The organism is Pseudoalteromonas sp. NBT06-2, assembly GCF_002276045.1.
Classification (GTDB): Bacteria; Pseudomonadota; Gammaproteobacteria; order Enterobacterales; family Alteromonadaceae; genus Pseudoalteromonas.
In genome coordinates this window covers 21807-43623 of the sequence record NZ_NQMR01000053.1, presented here as the reverse complement: position 1 = coordinate 43623, position 21817 = coordinate 21807, and the positions used below count along the sequence as shown (strand labels likewise).

Here is a 21817-nt window from a genome sequence, read left to right as displayed (position 1 = left end):
GAATTGTCATATTGTTCCCACACTTTCAAAATATATCGTTATATACCCATGCTACATGGAAAATTGCGATTTCAGCAAGTAGCATAGATATAGTATCATCAATAAGATGGGATATGAAAAGTCACTTGCAGTTAAATTGTTAGAATATGTAAGAAAAATAATACATAAGCGAAATAATTTACTCGAATAAACTATCTCACCTAATGAGTCTGCACTTTAGAATTACTGTTCCCAATAGCCTTGATCTAAACACTCTTCTCTTTCAGGTAAACCGCGAGACAATCTAGGAGAATGTTGTACTAATACCTCATAACTAACTCGGTTAGCATATTTACTAATTTGCGATAACGAAGAGTAAGTTAACGCTTTTTGTTGGTGTTTGCTTGAGCTAGGTACATTTAATTTATGATAAACATTAGAGCTTAAATCATGTAATACTGCAGCTAGTGCACCATCACCAGCACCATTGGTATTTTTTATGGAGTCAGGGCCTCCCATATAAGGTGCACTATGAGTGAACGCTTTTAGCGGTTGTTCACAATCACTTTTTAACATGGCACGAGAGTACTCGTATTGATTAAAATCAGAAATTGCACCAGGCATAAGCTTATGTTTAGTATGGCGTTTCCAGCAATCATCAATATAACCACCAATGAACATGCCTTGTGCACCCGCAGTACAAATAACCAAGTCAACCCAATCTAATGCTTTATCCGCTGCTAATAATGGGTCTTCAAATCCAGTTATTGCCAGACCCTCTTCTTCGTTCATAGCTAAAATGTCAACATGCTCAGCCACAAAATCTTGCCACCAAACGGGATCCTGTTCAATTAAAAACTTAGTTCCAAGAGTTAAAACAACTGGAACACCCGCTTTATTTGCGCATTTCACAGCTTTAATTGCAGCTTGTGTCATAGTATCGCCCTTTTCAGTACGCATTAAATACGAACTAATTACTAATGCTGCAGAACCAGCAATAAGGCTTTCATCAATAGATTCTGGGTGTAAACGATTCATTAAACCAGGACTAATCGCAAATGTACGCTCACCAGCCTCATCAATTAGAGTAAAGCAACGTCCTATAGGACCATCAACACCTTGTAAATATTCAAGATCGACACGGCTAGAAGTATTGCTAATAAAACGATAAGCATAACTACCTATTTTAATATTTTCACTCATCACACCCAACAACACAGAACGATCATCAGCTAACACAGAATAGTTGTGCATGGTGTTACCTATGGTGCCACCAGCAAATTCATAGTTCACTAATTTTTTCTCTTGAAGTTCTTGATATAAAGCATTGGTGGTTTCATCATCTATTACCTGAGACATACCACGATGTAAGCCGAATTTAACGATAAAATCATTATCAACCTTAGCTTCTATGTCTACTACGATTTGATCTATCCCTACAATATAACTTCTTTGTAGTGAGTTATTACTTATCAACTTTTGGGTAAGTGGATCTTTATCTTCTACTGGAAAATAATGTTTATGCCTGCGGCGCCCAGGAAACTTCATAACAAACCTGTGTAGCTATTTTAAATAACAAAGCTGATAATTATAACGTAAATTCAAACATTTTATAAAGGGCTAAAGTCCTTTGAGTAAATAAAGCTATAAAACATACAATTATATCCGTGCTACTTGGAAATGCAGGTTTCAGAACTTGGGTATACAAGCTTATTACAATAAATAAGCTGTAAATGAGTTTATGTGATTATAAAATTCAATATAATATGTATACCCAAGTAACTTCAGATACGAGTTTCAGGACAGATGAGAATATTATGACCCAACCAATTTTTGATGATGAATATTGGATGCATGAAGCACTCAAACTAGCGAACAAAGCTGAGTCTGAAGGTGAAATACCCGTTGGTGCAATAATAGTTAAAGACAATAAAGTCATAGCAACAGGCTGGAACCGCTCTATTAACACTCATGATCCATCAGCCCATGCAGAAATGTTAGCCATAAGAGAGGCAGGTAAAGTACTCGAAAACTATCGTATGTTAGGATGTACTTTATATGTGACTTTAGAGCCTTGCTTTATGTGTGCTGGTTTATTAGTGCATAGCAGAATTGAACGTTTAGTATTTGGTGCTGATGATTTAAAGACGGGTTCAGCTGGCTCACTTATGAATTTAGTTAAACATCCTGATTTGAACCATCAGCTAGATGTCACTTCAGGTGTATTAGCCGAACGATGTGGCAATAAACTATCCCATTTTTTTAAACGCCGTAGAAAAGAAATAAAAGCGAAAAAAAAAGCCCAACGGAACAATATTTAATAATAAATTTAAACACCTATTCAATAATATATCGCTCTATTAGTAGAACTATGAGGCTATAAACTATCCATTTTATTTAAAAATCGTAGACAAGGTACTAAAGCGTGATTAACACGCTTCACTGGTTTGCTTCCTGTCTTCAGATTGCATTAAAGCAAACATTCTTCTTCGTAAATTAATTTTACGCTGTATATTTCTTATCATAATACGACGTCTAACAGGTGTTGCATTAGTAACATTTCGCTTAAATCTATGTATATTTCGCCTTTTTAACATATTTTCTCCTAAAAGGTGAGAGTTGAGAAAATTAAAAGAATTAACTTTAGCAGAGATAAATATTATTGATATTCAGTATATTGAATTAAGTGTACTGTTGTTCCTTAACAGTTTTATGAATTAAAATTGAAAGGCCTACTCTTCGCTACTCATACCATCATTATTATCTAACCAAACCAGTGTATCATAATAACGACGAATATTGTCAACGTAGGTAACTGCCACATCACCTCTGGCATAACCATAACGCACTTTACGATAATATCGTTTTTTAATTAATAATGGTAAAAAATCTTTAACATCAACCCATTTATTTGGATTTTTATTAGCTTGTCCTGTTAACTTCCTAGCATCACTTACATGTCCCCAGCCAACATTATATGAAGCTAATGCAAACCAAAGCCTATCTGGATATTGTATTTTATCAGGTAATCTTTTAAGTAGCCGACTCATGTAAATACCACCACCTCGAATATTTTGCTCAGGCTCTAAACGATTTTTCACCCCTACTTGCTTAGCTGTTGCTTGTGTGATCATCATAATGCCACGTACACCAGTAGGAGATTTAGCCCTAGGGTTCCACATAGATTCTTGATAGCTTAAAGCCGCTAATAAACGCCAATCTAAGTCTTTAGCATATTTTACAAACCAATGTTTATATTTAGGTAGTTTAGTTTTTATTGCCTTAATAAAAGACAATGTATTGATATAGTTAAACTCTCTTATATGACCAAAATATTTTTCTTCTAAGCTATTTAATTGGCCATTTTTTTGTATTTCACCAAAAAATTCAATTAATAAAGCATAAAGAGAATCATCTTCATTTTTCGCTAACATCCAAGCCACAGGCTCATTTCTAGTAACTGAAAAGCCAATACTCAATTCAGGATGATAACGTCTAAATACCGCTAAGGAATTTGAATCAGCAATAGTATAGTCAATCTCATTATCTATAATTGCCTGTAGTAATTCTGACTCATCCATATCATCGGTTTCATTCCAGTTCAGTTGTTCAAACTTTTGCTTTGCTTGCTCTAAACTATCCGAATGACTACTTTTTGCTAACACAGTTAAATTACCATTTAATTGCGTAAAATTTCTGGGTCGCTTACCACCTTGCTTAAAAACAAGTTTCTGGCTTATTTCACGGTATTGCGGAGAAAATCTATATTGTTTTAAACGATTTTCATTAATACTTAAACCCGAAGCGATAATATCTATATTGCCACTTTCCAATCTTGGGAATAAATCGCTAAGGTTAAAGAAAGGTACAATTTCAAGTTCAACACCGATAAAATCAGCAAAAGCTCGAGCCAACTCAAACTCAAAACCTTGTTCGCCATTCGTGCTTTGATAAAAAGTACTCGCACCAACTAAAGTGCCTATTCTAATTTTATTTTGAGTAGATATTTTTTTTAATTGAGTTTGTCCATCAGGCTCAGAGCATGACATGATAAAAAAAACAAAAAAGACAACAAACCATCTTTTCAAAATAACTGAAACTCCCCATATATCGACAATTTTAATTTTATATCATGCCACTTAGCAGTGCTATTAGAACCACTACTTTATCACTTTTAAAATCAGTTAAGTTTAATTCACATTGATGCTCATAAGTACTCTCTTTGCTAACTATAACAAACTAAAACAGCATATTACCAAGTCGCAACTTTATTACTTTTAAAATTCGTTAAGTTTAATTCAAATGACGACATAAAATAGTTATCTTGCCAAGCTTTTTTAACGGCTGTTTCTTGATAATCAATCGCATCCTCAAATCTCCCTAATTTAGCAGATGCTGCCGCCATATATTCATAGGCTCTGGGATCATCAATTTCATCAGCGACTTCTTCAGCAAGTAAAATCGCCTTCTCTAATTCAGCTTGATTGTTTGAATGCTTGACATAAAAGCCAGCTAATAGCCTTTTAGAAATAAAGCTATTATTTTGCGCTGAAGAAACTAACCAATATTTAGCATTATTAATATCTTCATCAGATGCGTTAGGCATACGCATCACACATTTTGCAGCTTGTGTTTGAGCCGGAATATAACCATTGTTAGCTGCAATAGTTAATAATCGCATATTACAATTTGCACCTAGTACAAATAAACTTGGCGCATGCCCACCTTTCGCGGCTTCCTTTCGCCAATAACTGGCTATCTCATATTTAGATACATTCTTAATTGACTTTACAGTCACGTGACTGCGATTTAAATAATTAGAAAACGTTTTATTACGCTTACTATTATTATAAAAAAACTGTGCTAAATAAGGTCCTTGAACATGAGTTACATTTTGAGGTTGTGAAAATTTCAACTGCCAATCATTTATGGTTATTTCTGCATTTTGTTTTAATCTTTTTGGAATGTCACCATGCTTATGAGTTTCATACCGAGTTACTTTTCCATCAGGGTTTAACCAAACTAGATAACTAAAATTAAAAAAGTCATCATTCATATCACTGTTATATTTAAAAACAGGTTGAGAATCATCAACTAAAAAAACTTGTTCGGGCATTTTTTTAGATTCTATTTCAGATTTAGGTAAAGCCACTGAATATTCAGGCAGTTCACTCATTAGATCTAACAAATCAGCTAATTCAGCCTGTGCTGTAATATCACCAGAACGCGCTTTAGCATATAAAGCTTTTTTCTTTTTATTGATGCGGCTGAGAATTTTATCTGGTATTTCTTCACTTTTAAAAACACCTGAGAATTGTGCATTAGAAAATTGTCTCAAAGTACCCGTTATTTTAATTATTTGATAACGAGAATTTTCTAACTTATCTTTAACGCTTTCACCAAACTCTTTTTCAGGATAAGAGTTAAGTAATATTAAGTCTCTAGGTACACCATTCCTATCAATATCAAAAATATAAGATGCAAAACCTGGGATGCCATCTTTTGCTAACAATGAAGGATACTCGACTTCAGGATTTTTACTACGTCTAGGTGGCGGGTTATAACTATTATTATTATTCAAAGCAGTGTCTATATTTTGAGAACCATTTTGTCCATATAGAGCCATTAACTCCCGAACTTGTGTTTTTGCTTGTACTAACTCACTTTCAGATAAACGCTTTGCAACAGATTTACGTGCTTGTTTTGCCATCATAAAACCATTATCTAAAGCGAGTGAAAAGTAGGCATAAGCTGTTAATTTATTTTGCTTTACACCTTGTCCTCTTAAGTATTGTACACCTAAATTAAACTGACTCTTAGAATGACCTAATGATGCTGTTTGCTCATATAGTTCAAAAGCTTTTTGATAATCTTGATTTAAATACGCATCCATCGCTTGGGTCGCATTTGCTAATAAAACAGGGCTGTTTAAGACAGCAAAAAGAAAAATAAATTTATTCAACTGAGTCTCCTTGTTTTAAGTGATACGGCTTTGGAAATATAATTACACAAAAAAAAAGCCACTTGGATAATGATGTTAACAGCTGGTAAACAAAGGTGCAAATGAGAAGTTTACATGTAACTATAAACATATATAAATAACGTAAATATTAGTTTAGACTTTGGCTAATTGTGCTAAAAAACGCTCAAAACAACGATAACTGAGCGCTTCTTTTAAATGTGCAATATCTATATGTTGGCAGGAGTTTAAGTCGGCAATTGTGCGAGACACTTTTATTATTCGATGATAGGAACGAGGTGATAAACCTAATTTTTCACTCACTTTTGCTAGGTAACTTAAGGACTTTTCGTCCAATATACAGTATTTTGAAATTTCTTTATTTGTTAAATGAGCATTTGCTTTATTTTGCCGATTTAATTGTATTTTTCGTGCCGTATCAACCCTATTTTTAACTTGTTTACTGGTCTCTCCTACTTCTTGGGATTGTAATTTTTTACTTGATAGTTTAGGTAACTCAACTTGTAGATCTATCCTATCGATAAAAGGTCCTGATATTTTAGATAAGTACTTAAGCACTTGATCTGGGCTTGCTCTTTTATCCGTATGGCAGCCTGTTGGACTCGGATTTAAAGCTGCGATAAGCTGAAATCGAGCAGGAAACTCACTTTGTCTTGCGGCGCGAGATATCATTACCTTTCCCGTTTCCATTGGCTCTCTTAAACTGTCTAGCACTTTTCGGTCAAATTCGGGTAATTCATCCAAAAATAAAATACCATTATGGGATAAACTGATTTCCCCAGGCTTTGGTGTGGAAGAACCACCAACCAAAGCAACAGCTGAACAGGTATGGTGCGGATTTCTAAAAGGGCGTTTTTTCCAGTTTTGTAAGTTAACCTGCTGACCTGTAATAGAATAAACAGCTGCTGTTTCAAGTGCTTCACTATTAGTCATTTCTGACATTATTCCCGTCATTCTTTGCGCTAACATAGACTTCCCCGTACCTGGAGGACCAAGAAAAAGTAAATTATGAGACCCTGCAGCCGCTATCTCTAATGCACGCTTACCTTGTTGCTGACCTTTCACATCACAAAGATCAAATTCACTTTGTGGGCTTTCCACATTACTCATATTTTCATTGTTATAAATTTGATTAAAAGGAAGTGCTTGCTGACCACTAAGATCAAGCCAAACTTCTTGTAAACTTGTAATTGCTTTACGGTTTGCATTCTCAATTAAACTTGCCAACTCATCATCAACTTGAGGTATAAAACAGCACCGATTTACACTCGTTGCAGCCATAATTGAGGGTAAAATAGCACGAACAGTTCTCACTTCACCGCTAAGCGCTAGCTCACCGTAGAATTCATAATTGTCCATATCAGTATTTTGCATCTGTCCAGAGGCAAGTAAAATCCCTACCGCAATCGCCAAATCAAAGCGCCCCCCGTCTTTGGGTAAATCTGCTGGCGCTAAATTAACGGTTATTCTGCTATCTGGAAAAATAAAATTGGAATTGACTAACGCACTACGAACACGATCTTTTGATTCTTTCACTGAAGTTTCTGGTAAACCAACAATACTAAAGCTTGGTAAACCATTACTTAAATGGACTTCAACAACTACTTCAGGAGCCTGCATCCCCAATAGTGCTCTTGAAAAAGTTCTGGCAAAAGACATTCCCTGTCCTCATTTTAGAGAGTTAATATAAGCTTAGTAAAGATTGCCCAGTGAGCAAGTATTTTATTAAAAGCACATTAGGGCCTGTTGATCTTTCAGGGTTAAATTTTGTTCGAGATAAAAGTATTTTAGTCGCGGCGAGTAGTGTGTAGCCTAGTCATTCTAAGTAAATACGACTCCACAAAGAATAAAATACTTTTAGCCGAATCCTTCGGATAATTTAATCTGCACCTAACCGATAGCTTGTAATTTTGCTAATTACTTTGTCTTAACATGGCGAAATACAGGTAAACTCCAACCCCATTTTAATGCACCTAAACGCAGTAATAAGGTCGCTAACATGCCTAAAACCATAGCAACTTCAGTATTAACAGAAAAATTTAAGCTTTGAGTATAAATAATGCCACCAAAAATACATGTCGTAGCATAAAGCTCACTTTTAAGCACCATAGGTGTCTGCCTAGCTAATACATCTCTGATCATGCCACCAAAACAACATGTAATTGTTCCCATCAATACAGCAGTCATATCTTGAACACCATAATCTAACGCTTTTTGAACACCCATCACAACAAAAAAAGCTAAACCGAGTGCATCAGCTACTTCTAATACTATTTGAGGGAAGTCTTTATTTTTATTAACCCATACAATAGTAATAAAAGCGGCAACAAAAATAGAATATAAATAGCTTTGATCTTGCAACCAAAACACAGGCGCATCTAAAATCACATCACGCACCGTACCACCACCAATAGCAGTAACCGAAGCTAATACAACCACACCAAAACCATCAAGCTTCTTACGATACGCAACTAAAGTCCCAGAAACAGCAAAAACGGCAACACCTATCAGATCACACCAATGAAATAAAGAGTCCATAAGAATCAAAATAAATTAACTAATATAATGAAGTTAATATGCAATAAATGAAAAATATTTGCGAGAAATAAGTTAGTAAATGAGATTATGACACTCTAAAATTAACCTTAACAGTACGAAAATGAAGAATGTTCGATTTGAGTTAGGGAGAGTTTAACAAAAGCGAATCTTCATCTAAAAATTCGCTATTTTTCTATCTACTGCCAAGGACGCTGTTTTTTCAGCTGTGCTTCAAACGCATCAATTTGAGGATTAAATGTTTCAGTTACACCAATAAAATCTAAACCACTTAATAAACGCTGTTTAATATCAGGGCGAATATCAAAGTCGATTGGTTCAAATCTATCACTGATCAATTGCTGATTTTGTAGATCGACATTAATTTGAATATCTTGTTTATCTGCAAAACATTGCTCGCTAATTGCAAATAATTTATCTAATGTAACCTCAGGTAAAGCAATGACTAACATTTGATTATTCATACAGTTATTAAAAAAGATATCTGCAAAACTTTCAGCAAGGATCACAGTAAAACCATACTGTTTTAACGCCCAAGGCGCATGTTCACGAGATGAACCACAACCAAAGTTATCGCGAGTTAATAATACTGTCGCACCTTGATAACACGCTTCATTTAAAATGAATTCTGGATTTTGATCACCATTATCTAGATAGCGCCAATCATAAAATAAAGCAGCATCAAAACCATCTCGACTCGTTGATGTTAAAAATTGCTTTGGAATAATTTGATCAGTATCTACATTATTTTTATCTAAAGGCGCTAATAAACCTGAGTGATAAACTTCATTACTTGCAGTCATTATGCTTCTCCTCTGATATCTACAAATTTACCATAAACAGCTGCTGCTGCTGCCATTGCAGGACTTACTAAGTGTGTTCTACCACCACGACCTTGACGACCTTCAAAGTTACGATTTGAAGTAGATGCACAACGTTTTCCAGCTTCTAATCTATCGTCATTCATGGCTAAACACATAGAACAACCTGGCTCACGCCATTCAAAGCCCGCAGCTTTAAAAATATCAGCTAAACCTTCCTCTTCGGCTTGTTTTTTAACTAAACCAGAACCGGGAACGATCAAAGCTTCAATGCCATTTACAACTTGCTTGCCTTCTACAATTTGTGCTGCCGCACGTAAATCTTCAATTCGGCTATTAGTACATGAACCAATAAATACCGTATCTATCGCAACATCAGCAATTGTTTGACCTGCTTTTAAATCCATATAGGCAAGTGCACGGCGAATTGCATCAGCTTTAATTAGATCTGTTTCTTTATCTGGATCTGGAATGATCTCATCAATACCTATTACTTGTTCAGGACTTGTGCCCCAAGTAACTTGTGGTTGAATATTATCAGCATGCATTACAACAACATGATCAAACTCTGCGCCTTCATCTGATGCTAGTGTTGACCAATATTCAACTGCTGCTTGCCAATCATCACCTTTAGGTGAAAATGGGCGACCTTCTAAATAATCATAAGTTGTTTGATCCGGTGCAATTAAACCTGCTTTTGCGCCCATTTCAATACTCATATTACATAGGGTCATACGTGCTTCCATTGAAAGCGCTTCAATGCCCGTACCACAAAACTCTGCGACAAAACCTGTACCGCCAGCCGTACCTAGCTCACCAATTACTGCCATGATTAAATCTTTAGAGGTAACAGTTGGCTTTAAAATGCCATCAATTTGAATTTTAAGAGAACGGGCTTTTTTCTGCTGTAAAGTCTGTGTTGCTAAAACATGTTCAACTTCAGATGTACCAATACCGTGAGCTAGTGCACCAAATGCACCGTGAGTTGATGTATGGCTATCGCCACATACGATTGTTGTACCAGGCAAAGTAATTCCCTGCTCAGGACCTACAACATGAGCAATTCCTTGCTCAATAGAGTTTAAATCATAAAGCGGTACGCCAAACTGTTCACAGTTGTCAGTTAAAGCATTTAACTGATTTTGTGCAACTTCACTTGCAGCTGAGATTTTACGAACTTTGGTCGAAATATTATGATCCATAGTCGCAAATGTTTTATCTGTTCTTCTCACAGGACGGTTTTGTTCGCGTAAACCTGAAAATGCTTGAGGAGAAGTGACTTCATGTACTAAATGTCTATCTATATATAATAAATCTGTTTCATTATTTATTGCTGTGACAGTATGCGACTGCCAAATTTTGTCATATAAAGTTTGTGCCATTACTTGTTTCGCCCCAAAATCTTTTTATCTAAATACTTTACGTTTAACCTGCTGCGCGGATAAATCCCCGCCTACCAACATAAATAACCTCTTATGGTAGGCGCTGACTTTGCAGAAAGTTAAATTCTTTCTACAATCGCCGCAGCTACATCACTTGTTGTGTAACGCTCGTTAGAATAAATATCTTGTGTGCCTATGCCAGCTTTAACAGTTTCTGCTACTGCCTTTTCAATTGCACGAGCCGCTTCTTCTTGCTTAAGAGAATAACGTAACATTAGTGCTGCACTTAAAATTTGTGCAATTGGGTTTGCAATGCCTTTTCCTGCAATATCAGGTGCAGAACCACCAGCAGGTTCATATAAACCAAAACCAGTTTGATTTAAGCTTGCTGAAGGTAATAAACCCATAGAACCTGTGATCATGGCACATTCATCAGATAAAATATCACCAAATAAGTTATCACATAAAAGCACATCAAATTGCGCAGGATCTTTTACTAACTGCATAGCTGCGTTATCAACATAAATATAATCAAGTTTTACTTCTGGATAGTCTTTTGACACTTCAGTTACGACTTCACGCCATAAAATACTTGACGCTAATACATTCGATTTATCTACCGAAGTGACCTTATTACTACGTAACTTAGCCGCTTCAAAAGCAAATTTAGCAATGCGTTCTATTTCAAAGCGTGAATATTTTTGTGTATCAAATGCAAACTCTTGCGCGCCTTCACCTGAACGACCTTTTTCACCAAAGTAAATTCCGCCAGTTAATTCACGCACGCATAAAATATCAAAACCTTTTTCGCTGATATCTGCACGAAGTGGTGAAGCAGCACTTAAAGCAGGTAATAACTGAGCTGGGCGTAAATTACAAAATAAGTTAAAGTGCTTACGAAGTGGTAATAACGAGCCTCGCTCCGGCTGTTTTTGTGGTGGTAAATCAGCCCATTTGGGACCACCTACCGAACCAAATAAAATAGCATCTGCTTTATCACAGGCGGCTAATGTAGACTCTGGTAATGCTTCACCAAATTTATCAATTGCAGCACCACCAATTGCATGATGTTCACGATTAAGCTTTAAATTAAATTTACCACACACAACATCAAGTACTTGCTCTGCTGCATTCATGATTTCAGGACCTATGCCATCCCCGGCTAACACTGCAATATTATATTCTTTTTGAGTAATCATTTCTCTTATCCTGCTTTCTTCTGCTGCTTTAAACACATAACTTGCTGTGCACGATTAATTAAATTATATACATGGATCATGGCACGAACCGATGATTCAACTACATCAGATGCTAAACCTGCACCGTGATATTGTCGGTCTTGATATTCAGTAATAATATCAACCTGACCTAATGAACTTTCACCTTTACCAGTGGCATCTAAATGATACTTACACATTTTAGTGTCCATTTTCGTGATGTTTTTCATGGCAGTGTAAGCGGCTTCGACCGGACCATTTCCTGTAGCCGCGTGGGTAAATAACTCACCATTGACTTTTAATCCTACTGTCGCACTGGCTACAGTTTGCGAATTAGTCGTAGTATTTAAAAACTCAAGTTGGTAATAATCATTATTGTCTGAAATTTTATTGAAGTAGATCATCGCTTCAAGATCGTAATCGTATACAGACCCTTTTTTATCAGCTAAAGCGATAAAACTTTGGTATAAGGTATCCATCTCATAATCACCATCTTGGTAACCTAACTCCGTTAACCTATGCTGAATGACATGTCGACCCGAACGTGACGTCATATTCAATTGATTATTAGGCACACCTACAGTTTCTGGTGCCATAATCTCATATGTATTTTGCGCTTTTAAGACACCATCTTGATGAATACCAGAACTATGGGCAAATGCATTTTCACCCACTATCGCCTTATTTGGCTGTACAGGCATATTACAAATTTGACTAACTTGACGAGATGCGTGATAAATCTCTTCGCTTTGAATGTCACAATTAACACCTAAGTGATCGCTACGCATTTGCATTATCATTGCCACTTCTTCTAACGAACAGTTACCTGCACGCTCACCTATACCATTTACTGTACATTCAATTTGACGTGCGCCCGCTTGGACTGCCGCAATAGAGTTGGCCACCGCTAAACCTAAATCATTATGACAATGCACACTCAAGCGTGCTTTATCAATGTTTGGTACATTAGCCACCAAATAGCTAATCATCGCAGCATATTCATCAGGGGTTACATAACCGACAGTATCTGGTAAGTTAATCGTTGTCGCCCCCGCATCAATCACTGCTTCTACAACCTTGCATAAATCATCATGTGGCGTACGCCCTGCATCTTCACAAGAAAATTCAACATCTTCAGTATAAGTTAGTGCCAACTTAATTGACTTAATCGCCATGTCAATTGCTTTGTCTAAAGTGATTCTTAGCTTATGTTCCAAGTGCAAAGGACTCGTTGCAATAAAGGTATGAATTCTGCTTTTTTTGGCTGGTTTTAATGCTTCACCACACGCTTCGATATCTTTAGTTACGGCACGCGCTAAACCACAAATAATAGGGCCTTTTACTTCTTCAGCAATACGTTTAACCGCATTAAAATCTGCTGGGCTAGATACAGGAAAGCCGACTTCCATCACATCTACATTAAGGCGGCTAATAGTATGTGCCAAACGCAGTTTATCATCTTCAGTTAAGCTCGCTTTTAATGCCTGTTCACCATCTCTTAATGTGGTATCAAAAATCCAAACTTTATCGCTCATGCTATCACCTGTGCCCAATTACTTTAAATTCAAAAAAAAACCCCGCAGTTTATGCGGGGTTTTTTTGTATTACTTGATGCAAATACACTAACGCCCGCAAACTCTTTTTAAGAGCTCCAGTTTTAAAAGTAGTGTAATTAAAATTATTTTTTGCATCGTTAAATTTGTTTATTTAATTAATTAATGATTAAATTATGACGCTATTTTTATCACCATTAAAGTCAATGAGCAAGCATAATTTATTCTTTTAAGATCAAAATAAGCCACACAGAAAGAAATTTAAATTCATAAAAACCACAAAAAAAGACTTAATAATTCATAAAGTGAAAATAAAATGATAAGTAAACATCAAGTTAACAAATATAAGAAATAAATATACTAATGTAGAAAAGTACGGAAATGGTTCTAGGTTTCTCCAAATTTTAGCTTAAAAACCCCTAGCTCCTACTCTTTTCCTAGTACCTAGTCCTAAGAACCATACCCCTGAGGATTTTTACTTTGCCAGCGCCACGCATCAGCCATCATAGCATTTAAACCACGAACGGCTTGCCAATCTAGCTCAGTAAGTGCTTTTTCAGGGGCTGCATAACACGTTGCAATATCACCTGGGCGGCGAGGCACCACTTTATAAGCTAAATCATGTCCACAGGCTTTTTCAAACGCTTTAAGCATTTCAAAAACTGAATAACCATTACCAGTGCCCAAATTAAACACATGAGTACCCGCTTCAGCATTGACTTTGTTAAGCGCTTTTAAATGACCTATGGCTAAATCAACTACATGAATATAATCACGTACGCCAGTACCGTCTTTAGTATCATAATCATCACCAAATACAGCTAACTCTTTTAATTTACCAACAGCAACCTGTGAAATATAAGGCAATAAGTTATTAGGAATGCCATTTGGATCTTCACCAATCAAGCCAGACTCATGAGCACCAACCGGATTAAAGTAACGTAAAATAGCGAACGACCAACGCTCGTCTGATTTAGCAACATCTTGCAGAATCATTTCTACCATCAGTTTAGAAGTACCATAAGGATTTGTGGTACCACCTACAGGAAAGTCTTCTTTAATTGGTAAACTAGCCGGATCACCATAAACAGTGGCAGATGAACTAAATACCAACTTAAATACATTTGCATCACGCATCGCATCTAATAAAGTTAGCGTACCTTGTACATTCACTTGGTAATATTCAACTGGCTTCACAGTTGACTCACCAACTGCTTTTAATCCAGCAAAATGCATCACACTATTTATTGAGTGTTCAGCAAAAACAGAAGCTAAAAAGGCTTTATCTAAAATATCACCTTGATAAAAAGTACAGGCTTTACCTGTAAGTTCTGCAACACGCTTAAGAGACTCTTGTGATGAATTTGCTAAATTATCAACAACAACAACGTCTTCGCCTTGTTGTAATAACTCTAAAACAGTGTGTGAACCAATATATCCTGCACCACCGGTAACTAAAATCGACATTTTACTTTCCTTATAAAAAGCTTTAAAAAAGTTTTTAAATTACCTTAAGAGTCAGAACCAAATAAATCTCGAGTATATACTTTGTCAGCGACATCATCTAAATCAACTGACATACGATTTGAAACTATTACATCAGATACATTTTTAAATTCATTTAAGTCAGTCATCACTTCTGAATGAAAAAACTCTTTTTCTTTTAGCTCAGGTTCAAACACTACAACTTTAATGCCTTTTGCTTTTATACGCTTCATTATGCCTTGAATGGCAGAAGCTCTAAAATTATCTGAACCAGACTTCATAATTAAACGATATACCCCCACGACTTCAGGATTTCGTTTTATAATTGAATCAGCAATATGATCTTTACGGGTGCTATTTGCATCAACAATAGCACCAATTAATGAGTTAGGTACATCTTTATAATTAGCTCGTAGTTGCTTAGTATCTTTAGGTAAACAATAACCACCATAACCAAATGACGGGTTATTATAATGGGTCCCTATACGCGGGTCTAAACCTACACCATCTATTATATGTTGTGTATTTAAATCATGAGATTCAGCATAACTATCTAACTCATTAAAATAAGCAACACGCATCGCTAAATAAGTATTTGAAAATAATTTAACAGCTTCTGCTTCCGTAGAGTCAGTTAATAAAATAGGAATATCAACACGTATCGCACCTCCTGCCAATAAATTAGCAAATGTACTAGCTCTCTTAGAATCTTCACCCACGATGATACGAGATGGATGTAAGTTATCGTAAAGCGCTTTACCTTCTCTTAAAAATTCAGGTGAAAATATGATGTTATCACATTCAAACTGAGCTTTTATCGTTTTGGTAAAGCCAACTGGCACGGTTGATTTTATAATCATTACCGCATTTGGATTAATAGCAATAACGTCTTTAATAACAGCTTCAACTGAATTGGTATTAAAATAATTCGTTTGAGGGTCGTAATCTGTTGGTGTTGCTATCACTACAAATTCAGCATCTTTATATGCTAAGTTTTTATCTGTCGTTGCAGTTAAATTCAGATCTTTATTTACTAAAAAATCTTCAATTTCGACATCAGAAATAGGAGATTTTTTATCATTGATTAAATCAATTTTTTCTTGAATGATATCAACCGCAATCACTTCATTGTTTTGCGCTAATAATACTGCATTCGACAAACCGACATAGCCAGTCCCGGCTATTGCTATTTTCATTTTATTTCCCACATATTTAAATTTACAACCTCATCATAAACGCTATCGCGGGAGTTGCTCTCAATATAACGTCCACTGCGAACTCACTCCTCGTTCTATATTGCTATTATGATATTCATTAGCTAATTAAGTTTAGAAGTTTTAACATATGGATCAATCAAAGGAATTCAAGTCCATAAATAATATTAAGTTATCACGCCAGTTTATTTTATTTATAAGGTCTAATTTTAACACGCTGAACTTAGGCCTAATAGCCAAAGTAGGGTACTCAGAGCTAAAAATTGGATTAATCGGGATTGTCTTGCTTAGGATTCCTTTTTGAAAAGCTATATTTTGAATTTCTATAGCAAAATCATACCAACTTACAGCCCCTACATCGCTGTAGTTTTGAATAACTCCGTCTGAATCTAATTCAGCCTGTTGCCAAATATATTCAGCCAAACCTTTAGCATATGTTGGACTCCCTATTTGATCGCTGACAATATTTAATGACTCTTTTTCAGCCATCAAGCGTAGTATCGTTTTTACAAAATTATTACCGTGAGTAGAATAAACCCAAGATGTTCGTATAATAATTGAGTTTTCAGGGTAAACCCTTTTAATTACTTCTTCACCAGCTAACTTAGATGCTCCATAAACATTAATGGGATTAGTTTCATCATCAACTCGGTAAGCGCTATTTTGAGTTCCATCAAATACAAAATCAGTAGATATATGAATGAAACGGATATTATATTTTTTAGCAACCAAGGCTAAGTTTTCAACAGCATTTTTATTAATTTGAAAAGCAAGAGCCTCCTCACTTTCAGCCCTGTCGACAGCCGTATAAGCAGATGCATTTATAATAACTTCAGGTTTGAAGTTTTTAACTGTTTGAAGTATTGATTCAATATTTGTAATATTTATTTCATTACGACCTAATGCTTTCGCGTGAACATGCTTAGGACAAGCTTGTATCAACTCCCAAGCGACTTGACCATTTTTACCAATAATTAATGCTTTCATTAGCTATTATCACCCAGTCGCTCTCGCTGGTAGCTGCCGTCTTGCACGTGACGACACCACTCTAAATTATCTAAATACCATTTTACAGTTTTAAGAATGCCGGATCCAAATGTTTCTTCTGGATACCAACCTAGCTCTTTATTGATTTTAGTTGCATCTATTGCGTATCTTTCATCATGACCTGGGCGATCAGCTACAAAAGTAATCAACTCTTGAAAGTCTTTTAAACCATTTGGTTTATCAATAATTAAATCATTTAAGTGATTACATATAGTTTTTACAACTTCTATATTTTGCTTCTCATTAAAACCACCTATATTATATGTTTCTCCTAATCTACCTTCAGTTACTACTTTATATAGTGCTCTAGCATGATCTTCTACATACAACCAATCCCGTACTTGCTTACCATCACCATAAATAGGTAATTTCTTACCATCTAATGCATTTAAAATAATTAAAGGGATTAGTTTTTCAGGAAAATGATATGACCCATAGTTGTTTGAGCAATTAGTTAACACAACAGGAAAATCATAAGTGCGGTACCATGCACGAACTAAATGGTCAGATGCTGCTTTTGAAGCTGAATAAGGTGAGCTCGGCTCGTAGGAGGTTTCTTCAGTAAATAGCTTCTTATCATCGAGATCACCATACACTTCATCTGTAGAAATATGATGAAAACGAAAAATAGTTTTTTTAGTATCATTAAGTTGTGAATAGTATTGACGGGATGCTTCTAATAACTCGTATGTGCCAACAATATTTGTTTTAATAAACTCACCAGGACCATCAATAGAACGATCAACATGACTTTCAGCTGCTAAATGCATTATAAAGTCAGGCTGGTATTGAGCAAGTACACCATTTAAAACAGCACGTTCACAAATATCACCTTGTACAAAATGATAACGGTCAGAGCTTTCAATTGACTTTAAAGATTCTAAATTTCCTGCATAAGTTAATTTATCAAAGTTTATAACTGTATGAGTCGTTTCATTTATCAAAAATCGTATAAGTGCGGAGCCAATAAATCCTGCACCACCAGTTATAAAAATAGTTTTCTTCATTATATTCTCTAATTTAAAAGCTTGGAGCATCGGCAAACAATAAACCCACTTTATCTTTAGCTGATAGGGAAGGCGATATACCCTCAACTAAAGGCCAGTTTATTTTTAATTCTGGATCATTCCACAGTAAAGATACTTCATGTTCAGGTGCATAATAATCAGTACACTTATAAACAAACTCAGCTGATTCACTCATAACATAAAAACCATGAGCAAATCCTTCAGGCACCCACAATTGACGCTTATTTTCAGCCGATAATATCACACCAACATGCTGACCATAGGTAGGAGATGACTTTCGCATATCAACTGCAACATCATATACCTCACCAGAGGTTACTCTCACTAATTTACCTTGTGTTTGTTTTAATTGATAATGCAAGCCACGCAAAATACCATGAGCTGATTTACTATGATTTTCTTGAACAAAATGTCGTTCAACACAACTCTTATTAAACTCATCAACTCGAAATGTTTCCATGAAAAAACCACGTTCGTCACCAAAGACTTGTGGTTCAATAATCTTCACATCATTAATTTCTGTCTCAATATACTTCATGAAAATACTTTCTCATCTAGCAGTTTTAATAAATATTCACCATAGCCGCTTTTTCGTAAAGGCTCGGCGATATAGCGCAGCTTTTCTGGTGAAATCCAACCATTTCTAAAAGCAACCTCTTCAGGACAATTTACCTTTAAGCCTTGACGCTTATCTATCGTGGCAATAAATTGGGCCGCAGCTAATAAGTCATCATGAGTACCGGTATCTAACCAAGCGGTACCACGTCCCATGATCTCTACTTTTAATTCACCTAATTTTAAGTATTGATCTATCACATCAGTAATTTCTAATTCACCACGCGATGAAGGTTTGACTTTTTTTGCAAATTCAACAACGCGTTCATCAAAAAAGTATAGACCTGGCACCGCATAATTTGATTTAGGAGTTAGAGGCTTTTCTTCAATTGAAACAGCCGTACCAGAATCATCAAACTCAACAACGCCATAAGCTTGTGGGTTAGCAACGTGATAACCAAAGACTGTTCCACCTGCAGCTTGAGTATTAGCACTTCTAAGTGACTTCACTAAATCGTGACCATAAAACATATTATCACCAAGAATCAATGCTGCTGCAGAGCCATCTAAAAACTCTTCAGCCAACAGAAATGCTTGTGCTAACCCATCAGGGCTAGGCTGCACTTTATATGAAATGCGAATACCAAAATTATCACCATTACCTAAAAGATCTTCAAATCGACTTATTTCATCTGGTGTAGATATTAATAACACTTCTTTAATGCCTGCCTGCATTAAAGTTGCTAGCGGATAATACACCATAGGCTTATCATATACAGGCATGAGTTGCTTACTCACTACCTTAGTCAGAGGATATAAACGGGTGCCGCTACCACCAGCTAAAATTATACCTTTTCGCATGTCTTATCTCTTTTACTTAAATAAATTAAAATATTGTTGTTTCACTATTTTCCATGTATAGCGCCTTTGAGCTATCTCTCTCATAACCTTACCATGATCAGCATTACCTATACTTTCTGTCTTAGCTATTAGTTCATCTTCACTCTTAAAATAGCGACATTTATCTTCAGTTGTAGCACGGTTATAGTTACAATCAAATGCCATAATATTTTTGTTAAAATGCATCATCTCAACTAATGAAGGGTTAGTTCCTCCAGCAGAATGGCCATGAACGTAATAGGAGCAATTTCTTCTCATCTCAAATAAAGTTGATATATCATATATAGGCTCTATGATTTCTATATTATCAAAAGATTCAAACCTCTCCCTCATGGTCCTTCCAAACTCACTGGAACCCCAATTCCCTACAAATTTTATTTTCTTCTGTGTCTGAGAAAAGGCTGAAAGAATCATCTCAACATTATTTTCGGGCTCAATTCTGCATAGTGCTAAAGCATAACCCTCATCATTAATATTTAATGCTTCAATTATCGCATGATCTCCACCATAAGCAATTACCTCTGAGTCACATCCATACTCGTTAAACACATAATCTGCAATTGCTTTATTATCAGCAACAACAACATCTGAGTATTTTACGGCTATTTTTTCAGATAATTTTAAAAAGCGTTTAGCGTATGAATTCCACTTATCACGACGCCACTCCAAACCATCAATGTTTGTTACTATTCTAGCTTTTGAAAACAGCCGAATAAACGGTAAACAAATCGCGCCTGAAACACCTAAAATCAATATATTATCAGTCCCTTTAAATACTGCATGACATAAAGACCAAATATCATAAGGTATACTTTGTACTCCATTTGCCTGTAAAGGGATATACTTTAAATTTGCATTCTTGTATTTTGGAGTTTTTTCTTTATACGATTTGGATGAAGCATAAACAGTCAAATCCACACTTGTACTTGATTCATCGAGTAAGTTCTCTACTAAAGTTTCAAACCCACCATAACAAGCAGGAACACCTACGGTTCCTACAATTGAAAGTTTCATTTACAATAACCCTTGAATTTTATTTTTATACTCTAAAAAGTGATAATGAGTTGATGATGTTAAAGCATTAGTAGCAAGCTCTTTATATAAATCCCTATCTTCACTTAATTGGTTAATTTTCTGACTAATAGAATTCAATTCTACAACTGACATTTTATAACCATTGTACCCTTGGTCAACAATTTCAGAGATCCCACCTATATTAGGCACAATAACAGGACAACCATAGTTAAAAGCTTCTATCACTGTCATCCCAAATGTTTCAATCCATTCATTTGGATTTGATAAATTTAACACTAAAGAAGATTTGCTATAAATTTCATTAATATTTTTAGGTCTTCTATATATTGTTAAGTTTTTAAGCTCACCCACCTCTCTTAAAAATTCCTTAAACTCAGATTTTTCTGCATTCAAAGCCATCACAAAATTTATATCTGTGTTTCTTAATAGTTTAGCAAGCTGCACAAAATCATATACCCCTTTATACCTCTTTAGTGAAGAGGGCATAAAAACCGTAAATTCTTTTTTATTATTTATCGCACTAAGTTTAATTGCCTCTGGTGGCAATGAATTATAAATTACAGTTTCATTTATTTTACCCTTTTTACCAACACCTTCTTTTTGCATTAAATAATTAGAGACATAAATAGCATCATTTGCAGTTAGCCTAAGTATAAACTTCAGCCAGCGCTTTAAGATTTTTGGCTTTATGGATGTCTCATGTACATAATACACAATCCTGCAACCTGCTAGCTTTGCCCCCAAAGCTGCACCAAACGGCAATATAGTATTGATTATTACTATTGGCTTATTCCTCATTTTAATTGCTTTGAGAAATATCATTATTAGAAGTAATAATTGTGAAAATAGAAATGAAAGTAAAGTAAGTAGTTTATTTTCAAAACGCTTATAAATAAAAGAGGTTAGTTTACATTCACATCTAGATAAAAAACCGTTTTTTCCACTAGTTAATAATTCAACATTTTTCCCTTCAGATGTTAATGCGTCTATACAATTAGCTAACACTAACGGGCTTCCACTAAAGTCGTTTAGCAAATGCACTGCTATATAGTTTTTTCTTTTCAC

General features: G+C 35.4%; 19 protein-coding genes. 1 reads left to right on the top strand and 18 read right to left on the bottom strand.

Features of this window, described 5'->3' with window-relative positions:
* Positions 1–222: 222 nt before the first annotated feature.
* Entirely contained in the window at positions 223–1527 is a 1305-nt protein-coding gene (locus tag CJF42_RS12205) for an inosine/guanosine kinase (protein ID WP_095366950.1), read from the bottom strand.
* A 269-nt stretch (positions 1528–1796) separates the two neighbouring features.
* Between CJF42_RS12205 and tadA the strand changes: the two genes are divergently transcribed.
* Positions 1797–2300, top strand: a complete 504-nt coding sequence (gene tadA / locus CJF42_RS12200; RefSeq protein WP_212668813.1) for a tRNA adenosine(34) deaminase TadA — start codon at positions 1797–1799, stop codon at positions 2298–2300.
* 108 nt (positions 2301–2408) lie between these two features.
* On the opposite strand, the gene CJF42_RS27470 is transcribed toward tadA, so the two are convergent.
* The 17 genes from CJF42_RS27470 to CJF42_RS26780 form a co-directional block, all read right to left on the bottom strand.
* Positions 2409–2576, bottom strand: a complete 168-nt coding sequence (locus tag CJF42_RS27470) for a hypothetical protein (protein WP_170940593.1) — start codon at positions 2574–2576, stop codon at positions 2409–2411.
* Between the two features lie 135 nt (positions 2577–2711).
* A complete protein-coding gene (gene mltF / locus CJF42_RS12195) occupies positions 2712–4028 on the bottom strand; it encodes a membrane-bound lytic murein transglycosylase MltF (protein WP_095366949.1) in 1317 nt (438 codons plus the stop codon).
* Positions 4029–4231: 203 nt separating this feature from the next.
* Positions 4232–5941, bottom strand: a complete 1710-nt coding sequence (locus tag CJF42_RS12190; protein WP_095366948.1) for an SEL1-like repeat protein — start codon at positions 5939–5941, stop codon at positions 4232–4234.
* Positions 5942–6094: 153 nt separating this feature from the next.
* Positions 6095–7618, bottom strand: a complete 1524-nt coding sequence (locus tag CJF42_RS12185; protein ID WP_095366947.1) for a YifB family Mg chelatase-like AAA ATPase — start codon at positions 7616–7618, stop codon at positions 6095–6097.
* Positions 7619–7876: 258 nt separating this feature from the next.
* Positions 7877–8497: a trimeric intracellular cation channel family protein gene (locus CJF42_RS12180; RefSeq protein ID WP_095366946.1), complete on the bottom strand. Its 621-nt coding sequence runs from the start codon at positions 8495–8497 to the stop codon at positions 7877–7879.
* A 197-nt stretch (positions 8498–8694) separates the two neighbouring features.
* Entirely contained in the window at positions 8695–9318 is a 624-nt protein-coding gene (leuD, locus tag CJF42_RS12175; protein WP_095366945.1) for a 3-isopropylmalate dehydratase small subunit, read from the bottom strand.
* Positions 9318–10718, bottom strand: coding sequence for a 3-isopropylmalate dehydratase large subunit (leuC, locus tag CJF42_RS12170; protein ID WP_095366944.1), 1401 nt, complete (start codon positions 10716–10718; stop codon positions 9318–9320). The genes leuD and leuC overlap by 1 nt, the downstream gene beginning before the upstream one ends.
* 119 nt (positions 10719–10837) lie before the next feature.
* Entirely contained in the window at positions 10838–11917 is a 1080-nt protein-coding gene (gene leuB, locus CJF42_RS12165; protein WP_502694789.1) for a 3-isopropylmalate dehydrogenase, read from the bottom strand.
* A gap of 5 nt (positions 11918–11922) precedes the next feature.
* The gene (gene leuA, locus CJF42_RS12160) at positions 11923–13470 is read right to left on the bottom strand and encodes a 2-isopropylmalate synthase (RefSeq protein ID WP_095366943.1); all 1548 of its coding nucleotides are present in this window, start codon (positions 13468–13470) and stop codon (positions 11923–11925) included.
* 468 nt (positions 13471–13938) lie between these two features.
* Entirely contained in the window at positions 13939–14955 is a 1017-nt protein-coding gene (galE, locus tag CJF42_RS12155) for a UDP-glucose 4-epimerase GalE (RefSeq protein ID WP_095366942.1), read from the bottom strand.
* Positions 14956–14999: 44 nt separating this feature from the next.
* Entirely contained in the window at positions 15000–16169 is a 1170-nt protein-coding gene (locus CJF42_RS12150) for a nucleotide sugar dehydrogenase (protein ID WP_095366941.1), read from the bottom strand.
* A 153-nt stretch (positions 16170–16322) separates the two neighbouring features.
* Positions 16323–17174, bottom strand: a complete 852-nt coding sequence (rfbD, locus tag CJF42_RS12145) for a dTDP-4-dehydrorhamnose reductase (protein WP_095366940.1) — start codon at positions 17172–17174, stop codon at positions 16323–16325.
* A complete protein-coding gene (gene rfbB, locus CJF42_RS12140; RefSeq protein ID WP_095366939.1) occupies positions 17174–18241 on the bottom strand; it encodes a dTDP-glucose 4,6-dehydratase in 1068 nt (355 codons plus the stop codon). Before rfbB ends, rfbD begins: the two co-directional genes overlap by 1 nt.
* Before the next feature lie 13 nt (positions 18242–18254).
* Positions 18255–18800 carry a dTDP-4-dehydrorhamnose 3,5-epimerase gene (gene rfbC / locus CJF42_RS12135; protein ID WP_095366938.1) on the bottom strand — a complete coding sequence of 182 codons (546 nt, stop codon included), beginning with the start codon at positions 18798–18800 and terminating at the stop codon, positions 18255–18257.
* Positions 18797–19678 carry a glucose-1-phosphate thymidylyltransferase RfbA gene (rfbA, locus tag CJF42_RS12130; RefSeq protein WP_095366937.1) on the bottom strand — a complete coding sequence of 294 codons (882 nt, stop codon included), beginning with the start codon at positions 19676–19678 and terminating at the stop codon, positions 18797–18799. The genes rfbC and rfbA overlap by 4 nt, the downstream gene beginning before the upstream one ends.
* 12 nt (positions 19679–19690) lie before the next feature.
* A complete protein-coding gene (locus CJF42_RS26785; protein ID WP_170940592.1) occupies positions 19691–20731 on the bottom strand; it encodes a DUF1972 domain-containing protein in 1041 nt (346 codons plus the stop codon).
* On the bottom strand, positions 20732–21817 hold the full coding sequence (locus CJF42_RS26780; protein WP_170940591.1) for a glycosyltransferase family 4 protein: 1086 nt from the start codon (positions 21815–21817) through the stop codon (positions 20732–20734).